Source organism: Paenibacillus sp. FSL H7-0942, assembly GCF_045040715.1.
Classification (GTDB): Bacteria; Bacillota; Bacilli; order Paenibacillales; family Paenibacillaceae; genus Paenibacillus; species Paenibacillus amylolyticus.
Window position 1 is genome coordinate 4,341,249 of record NZ_CP150279.1, and the last position, 13,183, is coordinate 4,354,431.

14 protein-coding genes are annotated in these 13,183 nt (G+C 46.2%); all 14 read right to left on the reverse strand.

Going from position 1 to position 13,183, the window contains the following annotated elements:
- Nucleotides 1-68: 68 nt before the first annotated feature.
- Nucleotides 69-1,043, reverse strand: coding sequence for a polyprenyl synthetase family protein (locus MHI48_RS19245; protein ID WP_017687703.1), 975 nt, complete (start codon nucleotides 1,041-1,043; stop codon nucleotides 69-71).
- A gap of 343 nt (nucleotides 1,044-1,386) precedes the next feature.
- On the reverse strand, nucleotides 1,387-2,007 hold the full coding sequence (locus MHI48_RS19250) for a UbiX family flavin prenyltransferase (RefSeq protein WP_017687702.1): 621 nt from the start codon (nucleotides 2,005-2,007) through the stop codon (nucleotides 1,387-1,389).
- On the reverse strand, nucleotides 2,008-2,874 hold the full coding sequence (locus tag MHI48_RS19255; protein WP_047843561.1) for a UbiA-like polyprenyltransferase: 867 nt from the start codon (nucleotides 2,872-2,874) through the stop codon (nucleotides 2,008-2,010). It abuts the gene before it with no gap.
- On the reverse strand, nucleotides 2,867-3,595 hold the full coding sequence (locus MHI48_RS19260) for a demethylmenaquinone methyltransferase (protein ID WP_017687700.1): 729 nt from the start codon (nucleotides 3,593-3,595) through the stop codon (nucleotides 2,867-2,869). Before MHI48_RS19260 ends, MHI48_RS19255 begins: the two co-directional genes overlap by 8 nt.
- A 15-nt stretch (nucleotides 3,596-3,610) precedes the next feature.
- Complete coding sequence (locus tag MHI48_RS19265) at nucleotides 3,611-4,474, reverse strand: heptaprenyl diphosphate synthase component 1 (protein WP_076328305.1); 864 nt, start codon at nucleotides 4,472-4,474, stop codon at nucleotides 3,611-3,613.
- A 101-nt stretch (nucleotides 4,475-4,575) separates the two neighbouring features.
- The gene (locus MHI48_RS19270; RefSeq protein WP_076209915.1) at nucleotides 4,576-5,127 is read right to left on the reverse strand and encodes a hypothetical protein; all 552 of its coding nucleotides are present in this window, start codon (nucleotides 5,125-5,127) and stop codon (nucleotides 4,576-4,578) included.
- Nucleotides 5,128-5,248: 121 nt separating this feature from the next.
- Nucleotides 5,249-5,470, reverse strand: coding sequence for a trp RNA-binding attenuation protein MtrB (mtrB, locus tag MHI48_RS19275; RefSeq protein WP_017687697.1), 222 nt, complete (start codon nucleotides 5,468-5,470; stop codon nucleotides 5,249-5,251).
- A 169-nt stretch (nucleotides 5,471-5,639) separates the two neighbouring features.
- Complete coding sequence (locus tag MHI48_RS19280) at nucleotides 5,640-5,912, reverse strand: HU family DNA-binding protein (RefSeq protein WP_024630670.1); 273 nt, start codon at nucleotides 5,910-5,912, stop codon at nucleotides 5,640-5,642.
- A gap of 217 nt (nucleotides 5,913-6,129) precedes the next feature.
- Nucleotides 6,130-7,116 (reverse strand): ABC transporter permease, encoded by a 987-nt coding sequence (locus MHI48_RS19285; RefSeq protein WP_017687695.1) that lies wholly within the window; start codon nucleotides 7,114-7,116, stop codon nucleotides 6,130-6,132.
- Nucleotides 7,113-8,630, reverse strand: coding sequence for a sugar ABC transporter ATP-binding protein (locus MHI48_RS19290; protein ID WP_405141483.1), 1,518 nt, complete (start codon nucleotides 8,628-8,630; stop codon nucleotides 7,113-7,115). Before MHI48_RS19290 ends, MHI48_RS19285 begins: the two co-directional genes overlap by 4 nt.
- A gap of 112 nt (nucleotides 8,631-8,742) precedes the next feature.
- A complete protein-coding gene (locus tag MHI48_RS19295; protein WP_036672016.1) occupies nucleotides 8,743-9,840 on the reverse strand; it encodes a sugar ABC transporter substrate-binding protein in 1,098 nt (365 codons plus the stop codon).
- 217 nt (nucleotides 9,841-10,057) lie between these two features.
- Nucleotides 10,058-11,536: a stage IV sporulation protein A gene (gene spoIVA, locus MHI48_RS19300; RefSeq protein WP_017687692.1), complete on the reverse strand. Its 1,479-nt coding sequence runs from the start codon at nucleotides 11,534-11,536 to the stop codon at nucleotides 10,058-10,060.
- A 454-nt stretch (nucleotides 11,537-11,990) separates the two neighbouring features.
- Nucleotides 11,991-12,770 carry a hypothetical protein gene (locus MHI48_RS19305; RefSeq protein WP_076317430.1) on the reverse strand — a complete coding sequence of 260 codons (780 nt, stop codon included), beginning with the start codon at nucleotides 12,768-12,770 and terminating at the stop codon, nucleotides 11,991-11,993.
- Between the two features lie 46 nt (nucleotides 12,771-12,816).
- Nucleotides 12,817-13,167, reverse strand: coding sequence for a 2Fe-2S iron-sulfur cluster-binding protein (locus tag MHI48_RS19310; RefSeq protein WP_036607701.1), 351 nt, complete (start codon nucleotides 13,165-13,167; stop codon nucleotides 12,817-12,819).
- Nucleotides 13,168-13,183 lie beyond the last annotated feature (16 nt).

Sequence of the window (13,183 nt, forward strand, 5' to 3'; positions counted from 1 at the left end):
ATGAGGAATCTCACAGTTCTGTTCAACTTTGGGTATGAGTAATCTGAGAGTCGAAGGTCATACATTGTTTAATGCGTACGTTTAACCACAAAATGAGCGATATCACGCAGGTTTTTGGTCGTCTTGATGTTAGGTAGCTGATCGAGAGCATCGAGCGCTTTCTTCATATATCGGTCAGCAAGGGCTTCTGCTTTAGCAATTCCTTGACTTTGTCGAATCATTCCAATTGCATCCGATGCACTTGCCCGTCCTTCTTCATGCTGGACACGGGAAATCTCCTTAAGCAAAGGTTCCCGCAGATCGGATTCTTCCAGGGCATAAAGTACAGGAAGAGTAATATTTCCTTGCTTCATGTCACTGCCAGGTGGCTTCCCAAGTTGTTTCTCGGTACCTACCAGATCAAGTACATCATCTTGAATCTGGAAGGCCATCCCCACATTGTATCCGTACGTATACAGCAGGGAAGATACATGCTCAGGCGCACGTGTAGCCAATGCCCCTAACTGACAGCTAACTGCAATCAGAAGTGCTGTTTTGCGGCGAATCCGCAGCAGATAGTTACGAACACTTTGTCCCGTATTGAAAAAGTCGCGAATTTGCTCCATCTCACCAATGGACATTTGTACCATAGCTTTGGCAAGAATACGATGAATCGCTGGATCGGATAATCCGGCAGTCATTTCAAGTGCCTTACCGTAGATATAGTCTCCAGTGTACATGGCAATCCGGTTATCCCATTTTGACTTCACCGTGGGTTTGCCTCGGCGTGTCTCCGCATTATCAATGACATCATCATGAACGAGGGATGCCGAATGGATGAGTTCCAGCGGAACCGCAACCAGCTTCAGACGTTCAATGTCGTATGTACCAAATTTCCCACCAAGTAACACAAAAACGGGCCGCAACCGTTTTCCTCCTGCTTTGAGCAAATGAAGTGACGTTTCACTCAGCAGCTTCTGTTCTCCTCGAACACTGCGATACAACTCTTTCTCAATGTAATCCATGTCCTTTTTTAACAACCCGAAAATATCCAATAGTTTCATTCGTTCACCCGTATCAGCGTATTGTCAGTCCATAAATTCATGCTTACCTTCCCCTCCAGCAAGTCGGGCCTGCAGGCATTACGAGAAACCCGGCTTACCGTTCTTGCTTGTGTTGTTCTATAAGGTAATCTAACGTGTTTTTCTTCTCCGAATGTCATAGCCAACACCCGAAAATTAAACTCTGCGACTTGTTCTGAAACAAAATACAGAAGTTGCCGGAGCATGGGTCAAGACTGTGGTTCATGAAGACTCACCATCAGTGCTCACCAATACCCCGGGATTCGGGGGACAAATAAACCGAGCAACACTTTGGCAAAAAACAGCCTTGTATCGAACTCAGTCGTTATCCCCGTTCATCCGGTTCTCCCCATCTTGTAAACAGTTGATGTGGGATGCGCAAGCTATCCAGCACTTTACCCACTAAAAACAGAATCAACTCATCCATAGTCTGAGGTTTGTAATAAAAAGCAGGCATAGCCGGTATCATTCGTACACCAAGACGAGAAAGCTTCAGCATGTTCTCCAGATGGATTGCATGAAGAGGCGTCTCACGTGGTACGAGAATCAATGTTCTTCCCTCTTTCATCATAACATCCGCTGCGCGAGACATCAGATTATCCGACGATCCCTGCGCGATGGACGAAAGAGTTCCCATCGAACATGGCATGATAATCATGCCGTCGGCCAGATAAGAACCACTTGCAATGGAGGCCCCTATATCACTCACAGGATGATAGATCAGAGAACCGGCACGGTTGCCGAATTTTTCTTCCAGCACCGCGTCCCGATTCGTCACATCCCAGTCCAATTCTTCTTTCAGTACACGCCACCCTGCATTGGATATGACCAGATGAACGTTATATTCCAAATCAAGCAGCGTTTCAATTAATCGAATGCCATATATGCTGCCACTCGCTCCGGTAATTCCGACAACCAGTCGTTTATTGTCCGGCTGCTGCACCATTTATTTCACCGCCAGATCAATCAGAGTGAACGTAAATACAATTAAACTAAGCAAACTGTTCATGGTAAAAAACGCCGTTTGAACACGGCTCATATCATTAGGCGATACAATATAGTGTTGATAGAATAGAATTCCATACGTCACCAACATGCCTGCGCCATACCACCAGCTCAGATCTGTCATCAACAATAACGCAAGAAAACCAATTGCAGTAATCACATGGAAGAACTTAGCGATCTGCAAGGATTTAACCAGGCCAAAACGGGAAGGTATGGAGTGAAGACCCTCTCCCTGATCGAATTCCAGATCCTGACATGCATAGATAATATCAAAGCCCGCTGTCCAGAACACAATCGTAACGTACAGCACAATCGCTGTCCAATCCATCGTTCCTGTTACAGCTACCCAGCCACCAAGTGGTGCCAAACCAATCGTCATTCCGAGAACAATGTGGCATAACCATGTGAATCGTTTGGTGTACGAATACAGTACCAACATAAACACAGCAATAGGTAACAGCTGCATCGATAATACATTAAGATTGGATGAGGCCCAGAATAACAATATAAATGAGATAATGACAAATATAACAACTTCCCCATTTTTCAACAGTCCTGCCGGGATGGCTCTCATCGCGGTACGCGGGTTTTTGCTATCAATCGCTTGGTCGATAATTCGGTTCAAACCAAAAGCCGCACTACGTGCGCCGACCATCGCAAGCAATACCCACATGATCTGCATCCAGCTTGGGAAGGTATCATTCACTACCATGGAGCCGAGGATCGCCCCCATAAATGCAAAAGGTAAAGCAAAAAGCGTGTGTTCAATCTTGATCATTTCTAAAAAGATGCGAATTTTCCTAAACATGCTGATTCTCCTTGGTTCCAATATGCAGTGCCGCGATACCTCCGGTCAGAGGGTAGGCCTGCACTTGTTGTAATCCAGTTTCTGCAAAAATGTCTGCCAGTTCCTGCCTTCCCGGGAAAATGGCCAGTGAGTCCGGCAGCCATTTGTACTGCTCAAAACTTTTAGCAAACACTTTGGCAAGATTCGGTAAAACCTTCTCAAAATAAAAATAATAAATGCCTTTGAACGGCTGCCATGTTGGCTTGGACAATTCCAGACACACAACCATACCACCGGGTTTGACTACACGTTTCATCTCAGACAACACTTGTCTGAGATCAGGTACATTACGCAGCCCGAACCCGATCGTCACATAATCAAACGAATTGTCTTCATAAGGAAGTGACATGGCATTTCCCTGTGTCAGGGTAATCTGCTTTTGACGTTGCACCGCATTGATCTTTGTCTGGCCGACCTCCAGCATGTTGCTACTGAAATCAAGTCCATGCATGTGCCCCGTTTCACTTGCCTCTGCCATAGCAAGCGTCCAGTCACATGTGCCGCAGCACAAATCAAGACCGGTATCGCCTTTGGACATATTCATCTTTTTCATGGTGAATTTACGCCAAGCCTTATGCCTGCGGAAACTTAAAATATCATTCATGACATCATATTTTCCGGCTATACTCTGAAAAACCGAATGGACATATTCTTCTTTCGGTTTGGTCTCTCCGCTCCCCATTCGTCTGTCTCCCCCTCAATCTTCCCTTACTGCCGCATGTGAAGGCTGCAAATATGCCAAGTAAGGCTCTAGAATTGCATGTATCTCCTGCAAGCCCATCCGCCCTTCCTCGTCTTGCAACAACAGTTGAATGCGGTGTGTACACTCGCGAAGCTTGTCCAGCAAAACCTCGCCAACCCTATGCTTCAGCACCATAGTGTTCCATGCACGTGCATCCGGTTCAGACTGACGCAACACATTGCGCTCATCGTCATTACCATGCTCGTATATGTGCCAGTATGCATAGCTGTGAAGATATTGTTTTGCGTCATTCATCCGTTTCAGTTCTTCCACGATCGTTTCGCAGGAGCTGAATTCGGTCAACAGGCTGTTCCATAAAAACTCTTCGTTATGTTGAATCATGCCTGTAAATGAAAGAAACAGCTGCATTCTCAGCTGTACCGTTTCACGCAAGTATTCGTCAGCCGAAACGAGAAGCTTCTTCATCCGTTCATACAGCGTCATCTTGCGTGCGTTCACTCCGGATACAGCACCACTGAGTTTGCCAATCATTTCAATTCTGCCCGCTTGGGCAAGCAATTGATAAAAACGGCTACTTAAATAATCCCCGGCGAGTACATTCAACTGACGTGAACGCATCTCCTGCTCTTTCCGCTCACCGGAAATGGTATCGATACGATCATGCGTATCCATGGCCAACTGAACGAGCGAAGTTGCAAGAGCATATAACTCTTGATGCACCTTTTCGTCTGTGCGGCCCACAAATACCTGCAACAGACGTGCTCGGCTATCCGGAAATGATGGGATTTCCGTATGTTGTCGAATCATGTCGTAATCCGTATATTTCTTTGCTAGTTGGGGTACGCGATATGAATTCATTCTCAGCCTCCGAGCCTTAACATTGTTAAACCATTTCTGCACTACAATCTTATATATTATAGCATATGTTGAACGGGCACGCACTGAATCCTGCTATTCTATTACCCCTGACTTGTCATTTCGAATTGCTTCTTCCAGAGTTCGGTCTCCATCAAATGAAACCAGTCCTTCAATTCATCTGAAAAGGCCGCACTTTTCCAGTTCCTTAATGTTTCAATCGCATACAGAGGCCACTCTCCACGCCGAATATCAGCAGCAAGTAACAGATGTCGTTTATGCATCCATTCATCTTCTGCCATCACGCGTAGCAGCACCTGATCCACGTTATCCAGACTCCGAAAGCCCAGATCCGCCACAGCTGCCATGTTCTCATAGATTTCAGTGTAACTTGTACCCGTTCCTTTAACTTTGAGGTCCAGTGTCAAAATGGACTGTTTCCATTCCACTCTTGCAATGGGAGTTGATAGTTGCATGGAGCTTAGCACATCAACCAGATTATCATTCGTTAGCTGAACTGGATGATGTGATGCAGAGGCAGGCTGTACGTTGTCCCCGCCCCATGTACGCATATGTAAGGTTTGTATCGCAACAAGCAGAAAGACCGCCGCAACCGTTGCCAGCATTGAAGCAGTAACAATCATCCGCGGTTTCATATACGCCTCCCTGCCTTTACCTGTTAGTGTAGTCTGTCCGGTAAAGGCTCATACCTCATTGTACAATGAAAAAAAGCAGGCTATGCCTGCAATCTTCATTTGAATGTATTCAATCTGTCCATTACTCCGATTCAATCTGTCCATGCTTGGTAATCAGCGTGGCTTTGCCCCGGATTTTAATAGCTGAAGTATGGGTGGTAAATTGGGCAAACATCACTTCACCTTTGTCCAATTTCTCGGTGTGGTGAAAACGTGTATCCTGACCTCGGGTTAATCCGATCACCTGGACACCATTTTCCTCTGCCTTAATTACAATATAATCATTGCCGGTTGGATGATCCATCACGCATGTCCCCTTCTTTAGTTCGATAGCGTTAATGATGATTAAGATTGTTTCATTTGTCAACCTGCGCCTTATACGAATGAACCGCAAGAATCATCGTTAAAGGGCAAAAGAAAAGGCCGTGAACAAGTCACGGTCTTTTTGTCGACATATGGAATATGTAGAAATCTTATTTAATTCCGTCTTTGAGCGCTTTACCTGGTTTGAATGCAGGAATTTTGCTCGCAGGAATTTCGATTTCTTCACCTGTTTGCGGGTTGCGTCCTTTACGTGCAGAGCGCTCGCGAACTTCGAAGTTCCCAAAACCAACCAATTGTACTTTATCTCCGCTTTGAAGAGCCTCAGAGATTGCTTCGAATACGGCATCAACCGCTTTCGTTACATCTTTCTTGGACAATTCAGTCGCTTCAGATACGTGTGTAATCAAGTCTGATTTGTTCATTTGTTTTTCACCTCCTGTATCAATGTCCTGAATGTTATACTGTGTTTCCGTTTTATAGCGAAATATACGTTCATACGCAAAAAATCTACGTACATCTTGAGCGCTGAACACAAATCTCCGCCTACGGTCAACAGTCATTTTCGGCAGAATGTCGTCTGAAACCACTGGCATTTCAGACGCCGAACAAATTTCATACTAATACAGACAGCCCACAATTTCAAGTCCGGTTGCGGTTTAAGACGTAAAATGTAACCGCCAGGGCAAGCACGAGAACCCCACCTTTTACAATATCATGTGTGAAATACTGTACGTTCATCATCGTTAAACCGTTCACAAGTACACCAATCAGAACCGAACCAATGAAGGTTCCGATGACATTTGGTTTACCCGCACCAAACACAGAGAAACCGACAAATACTGCAGCTACGGATTCCATTAACAACGGTGATCCCGCATCAATTTGCCCGGATCCTACTTTGGAAGCATAGATGATACCCCCGATTGCTGCAAACACTCCAGCGGCTACATAGGCGAGTGTACGCACCTTTTTCACCTTGATTCCAGACAACCGTGCAGCTTCCTCATTACCACCTGTAATGTACATCTGGCGCCCATATTTCGTATACGTCAAAAAGATATGCACACCTATTACCGCAATAAGTAGCATGATAACCGATATCGGCATACCAAGCCATTTACCCTGCCCTATTAGCAGGAATGTCGGGTCCATCTCTCCCGCAGCTTTGCTCCCATCAGGGAACTGCATGTGATTGTAAATGGTATAGCCCTGTGCATACGTTTTGTGAATACCTCCGATAATGTACATCGTGGCAAGGGTTGCGAGCAAATCTGGAATACGCAATTTTACAATGAGCAAAGCGTTAAGTAAACCAATAACAGCGCCGATAATCAATGGCACGATAATGACGATCGCAAGTGGTTGTTGATACCAAATCATTAACGAAGCAGTAACGACGGTAGTTAATGAGACAGTCGCCCCAACCGAGAGATCAAATCCATCAACAATGAGAGATAACGTAACACCGATCGCTACAAAAGTAACGATAGAGATCGAGCCCAAAATATCGGTCAAGTTACTGTACGTAAAGAAATAAGGCAATTTAATGCCGAAAAATGCGATAACACCTATTATGACTATAATCGCCCCGTAACGGAACGCAAAATCCAGTGATTTATCCTTCATGATTGCACCTCTTGTCCACCGCTTGCATAGTATAGCAGCTGTTCTTGGTTAGTCTCGCCTCGTTTGAACTCTTTTACGATAACACCCTCGCACATGACAGCGATTCGGTCACCAATTCCCATGCCTTCATCCAGTTCACAAGTGAAATAGATTACACCCTTGCCCGCCAAAGCCAGTTCATTAATGATGCGGAAAATGTCACTTTTTGCCCCAATATCTACGCCTTTGGTTGGCTCATCAAATATAAATACATCCGCATCCGCATTAAGCCATTTACCAATGGCTACCTTCTGCTGGTTACCACCGCTTAGATATTTCACTTCCTGTTTCACGGACGATGTTTTAATTCCAAGCTGTTTCACCAATGACTCTGCATTCAGAAGTTCCCGCTTGCGGCTTACGAAACCTAATGTACTAAGACGGCTTAGCAAAGGCAGACTTAAATTCCGTTCCACGTTCTCCCGAATCAGGATTCCTTGTTTACGTCGCTCCTCCGGTACAGAAACAATCCCCAGAGCCGCCGCATCCGCAGGCTGAGACAGGCGGAGATTTCGGTTGTTAAGCCGGATCTCGCCTCCCTCCAGCCGATCTGCACCAATCAGCAAACGAGAGCTTTCCGTTTTACCCGCGCCTACCAGACCCACCACAGCGAGGACTTCACCTCGGCTTACAGAAAGGTTAACACCTCTAACTTTCACTCCACGACGAAGCCCACGCGCCTCCAACAGCAGTTCCCCCACGGGCGCTTCTGTCTTCGGAAACTCTTCTTCGAATGGTTTGCCCAGCATCTGTGTAACCAAATCGTTGATCGTCAGTCCTTTTGCTTCACCGGTAAATACATGTTGTCCATCTCTCATGACCGTAACGCGATCACAGTGACCCGTCACTTCAGCAAGACGATGGGTAATGAAAATACAGGCTACGCCCCGATCCTTCAGGAGATGAACAATACGGAAAAATGCATCCGTTTCTTCCTGACTCAGCGGTGCAGTAGGCTCGTCAAAAATGATGACCTTGGCATCCTGAATCAAAATCCGTGCCAGCAAAATCATCTGTTTTTCTGCAAGTGTCAGATCGGCCACTTTTTGGTGAACGGATATGTCCGCCCCTAATTGCTTCAATGCCTCAACCGCGCGCTGTTGCAGCTTCCGTGGACTTTTCCACCAACCTCCAGCAGATGAAGCCAACTGATCCAACATAATGTTCTCCGCAGCCGTCAGCTGTGGCACCAGTGCCGCATCCACTTCCTGATAGACACAGTGAATCCCACTTGCCTTTGCGTCTCCCGGAGAACTTAAATGTAGCGCTTGTCCACTCAACTGAATCGTACCCTGATCCAATGGATAGGCACCGGACAGAATTTTCATTAACGTGCTTTTACCGGCACCATTGGCACCCAGCAGCGCATGAATCTCCCCACCTTTTACAGAGAAATCCACATCCTTCAGTGCAGGAATACCTGAAAACTGCTTGTGGATATGTTCCATTTGAAGCAGAATCGGTGCAGTGCTCATGATGTTAACCTCCAATCGTTCCCATACGGGAGTATCCCATTTCTCATCCAGACTTGCACATCTTCATTATGGTGGAAAAAGCGCGCCTTGCGGCGCGCTTCCCTTACGCTGCTTATTTAGCAGTAATTCCGTATTCACTCATCCAGTCCTTGATTCCTTGTGTGCTGCCACCCCAACCTTCAACGAACTCAGACAGCTCCGAAGTGGAGATTTGTTTATCTGGCAGAGCTTCACGTTGAACATAGACCGGGTTAAGAACAACTGCATCTTCCGTCTCGTCCCCGTTCAGTTTTTGATAAGCATAACGTACTTGGACGCGACCAATATCCGTTGGATCCACAGCCGCAGAAGCAACCCAAGGATTTTTCGGGTCCTGAATCATTTGCAGGTCCTCGTCACTCATATCAATACCATACACTTTGATCTCATCACGTCCAGCTTGTTGAATCGCGCGCGCTGCACCTTTGGCGAACTCATCCCATGCAGTCCATACAGCTGTAATCTCACCTTTTGGATACTGCTTGAGAATAGCTTCCATTTTGGCTTGAGTATCCAGCGCAGGATTCTGTGCAGAACCAAATGTAGCTATTTCCTTGATGTCCGGATTTGCTTTCATGAATTCACCGTATGCAATCTGACGGCGTTCCATAGGTGCAAAACCAGCTACCCATACTTTGACAATATTACCTTGTCCATTGATATCTTTTTTCATTTGCTCCAGCGTCAGTTCAGCCATCTTCTGGTCATCCTGCGACAGGACTGTGGCTCCTGGAACACTGATAGCTGCGTCAAACACGACCACTGGAATATTCTGTTCTACTGCCTTCTTCACGCCTGGCTCTAATAGGGAATCCCCATGATCCGTGAGAATGGCATCAAATTTCTGGTTAATAGCGCTATCAAGCAAGGATACCATTTTTGCTTTGTCATTATCGGCAACAAACGTTGTCAGTTCTCCACCGAATTTTTCGATTTCTTCTTTTACACCCTGTACATATTGCTGCGAGAAAGTACCTGTATTAAACTCCATAATAAGTGCGATCCGTTTGCCGCTTAGAGGGCCTGTAACTGCTTCCGTTTTTGGTGTATCATCTGATGCGCCCGAAGCCGGAGTGGCTGCCGGTTCTTTTTTGATTCCGCAAGCGGACAGCGCCAATGTAAATACTAATAACACACTCAACCATACCCATTTAGTCTCTTTTCTTTTCATCTCTGTATCCCCCTGTCCACTCTCTGTGATCTCGATCACAATAGTTGAATATTAATATAACGGCTAATCCCTAGTATGTAAATGGGTTTTAGCAATTTAAAGCTAAAACTCGCTAAGTTTTTTCGAAAGTACTATTCTTCCTATCCATTTCATCCAAAATAAAGAAACCACGTAAAAAAGACCGCGAGGGGATGCCCCCTTACGGTCTTTTGATGTCTTACAGAATGATAGCGATCAAGCCGCCCGAACCTTCGTTAATGATTCTTCCCAGCGTCTCTTGCAATTTGTATCTTGCATTATCCGGCATCATGGCAATCTTGCCCTGGATCCCTTCTCGCACGATGGAATGCAGCGAACGACCAAACATGTCTGAATCCCATACCTTGATCGGATCGTTCTCGAAGTCCTGCATCAGGTATCTCACCAGTTCCTCACTTTGTTTCTCCGTACCGATGATTGGAGCGAACTCTGATTCCACATCAACCCGGATCATATGAATGGACGGTGCCGTTGCTTTCAGACGTACGCCAAATTTGGTGCCCTGACGAATGAGCTCAGGTTCATCCAGAGCCATCTCGGCAAGAGATGGAGCAGCAATGCCGTATCCGGTCGTTTTGACCATCTCCAGCGCTTCTGCGAAGCGGTCGTATTCTCTCTTCGCATGCGAGAATTCCTGCATTAATTGCAGCAGATGATCCTTACCGCGAATCTCGATTCCAACCACTTCCACGAGAATTTGATCATACAGTTCATCCGGCGCGTACAGGTCAATCTCGGCTACACCCTGCCCCATATTCATGCCACTCAGGCCTGCGCGATCAATGAATTCATATTCCATGAACTGAGCGACAACCCGATCCACGTCACGAAGTCTGCGAATGTCCTTAACGGTATCCCGTACGGAATTTTCGTAGTTGCTACGCAGCCAGTGAGTCTCATTGAGTACCATAACCCAGCTCGGCAAGTTTACATTCACTTCATGCACAGGGAACTCATAGAGCACTTCACGAAGTACACCCGTCACATCATCTTCCGTCATCGTCGCTGCACTGAGTGTCATCACCGGAATGTCGTATTTGGCAGCAAGCTCACTGCGCAATTGCAGGGCTTCTTCACTGCGAGGACGAGTAGAGTTGATGACCAGGACAAACGGTTTACCCACTTCTTTTAATTCTGCAATGACCCGTTCTTCGGATTCCACATAGGAACTGCGGGCAATTTCGGCGATTGTGCCGTCTGTTGTTACCACAACACCCAGTGTGGAATGCTCCTGAATGACTTTGCGAGTACCAATCTCGGCAGCTTCCTGGAACGGAATTGGTTCCTCGAACCAAGGCGTGGAGATCATGCGTGGACCATTCTCATCCTCGTATCCCTTGGCTCCTTCCACCGCGTAACCTACACAATCCACAAGGCGCACATTGACATCGAGTCCTTCTGCCACCTTAATCTGGACTGCGTTATTTGGTACGAATTTTGGTTCGGTAGTCATGATGGTTTTACCTGCTGCACTCTGTGGAAGTTCATCCACTGCACGGGCACGATCAGCCTCGCTTGCGATGTTAGGCAATACGATCGTTTCCATGAATCGTTTAATAAATGTTGATTTTCCCGTCCGGACTGCGCCGACAACCCCGAGATAAATATCCCCTCCGGTCCGCTCAGCTATGTCCTTAAAAATGTCCACTTTCTCCAATGAAATCCCCTCCCTAAATTACTCCGAAGGAAAAATGCTAAAGAGCATCCGCTTCGTTTTTTCAATCAGAAGACTGAAATCCCTGCAACGGTAGAGCCGCCTTTGTGAGTGCCCGGAAGTCGTCCGCCGCCGAACGTTGCATTCTGATGAAACCGGCGAGAGCGGCGTTAACTCGTACATGCAATTGGACTAGTATCATCTTATGTATCCGTATGCGGCAATATGACGCGTATTTTTGTTTTTTTATCTTAAGGTGATGACATTAGGAGAATCCCCCGATCTCGGACTGCGCGTCTTTATTTCAATCTACTTTATGTGATCCGCGAAGCTTTTATGACGGTTATTGCTCATATTGACAAAAGAAAAAAGAGATATCCCTTATTTGGAATATCTCTTTTTGAACCATTAGAGCCATGGTGGTCATACAGCTAAATCATTTGAATTGCAACCATGCTTATTTTATGGGCTGGGCAACCGGCGCATTATTTTTCCAAGCGTAGAAAACCGATTTTACAGGTACGAAGTAGGAGTGTTCCACCAGCAAATCCCGAACATCTTCAGTCTCTGCTGGAGACACGTCAGACTTTTCCACTGCCTGCATAATATCAAAAGCATAATCTACATAGACCTTGCCTTCGTCATCCATCATAAACGGTAACGCCTGACCTGAATATACACTATTCAGCGTAATGGAAGGAGTACCTGCCTGAGCAGCCTGCTCCATATTCACAACATATAACCCCGGATACAGTTCTTCCCCGCTTGGCAGCTTATTGTTATGTACGGACTTATATTGATTAACCATTCGTTGCACATCGTTTACTTTCTGTACGGTCAGAAGATCCATCACTTTAATGGTCGGATTCACTTCTTCGTCCTGAATAAGGAAGTAAGCGCTCCCACCACTTTCAAAAGCAGTCCCCGGTATTTCATCCAGATACCCCAGTTGTTTCAACTTGGGCAGATCCACTCTGAACTTTTCATATTTTGGCGTTTCCATATCTGCATTAATGATTGGCAAAATCCCCTCATCTTGCTGAAATGCCTCGACCGCACTCTGGATGCGGCTCACGCTTTCCCGATAGGCTATCTTAGGGTCTGAATTGCTCTGGGATGGATACATACAACCACTTGCTGTAAAAGCAAACAACAGGAATAACAGCAGACCGCCCGTCTGATGTTTCAGACGCTGCCATCCGCTTCCTTCCACACATTTTGGCTTGTTCCTAATCATTCGTGTCCTCCTTGAATAACTCATTAGAGAATCAATGTTATAACACTCAGAACCAGTCGTCTTCCTGTTGTTGACGTTCCAGTTGTTTCCGAATGGCTGCCTTCAGCGGGTCCTCTGGAACATGAACCGATAGAGATCCACACACCTTGGCCTGACAGGACAGTCGTGTACCTGCTTCCAACAGTGAACCCAGCTTGCGCTTTTCTGCATCTGTTGGTGGATACAGTTCCGTCCGATGTTCTTCATCCACGTTCACTTTGCACATCAGGCAAGCCGCTTTGCCATCACATCGGGTCGTAATCTTGACTCCAGCACGTCGTGCTGCATGCAGAAGTGTTGCCCCTGGTTTGAGCGCTATCGATTTGTTCATAGGTAAAAAAGTAACTTTATAGTCCATCATTTTCCTCCCTCAA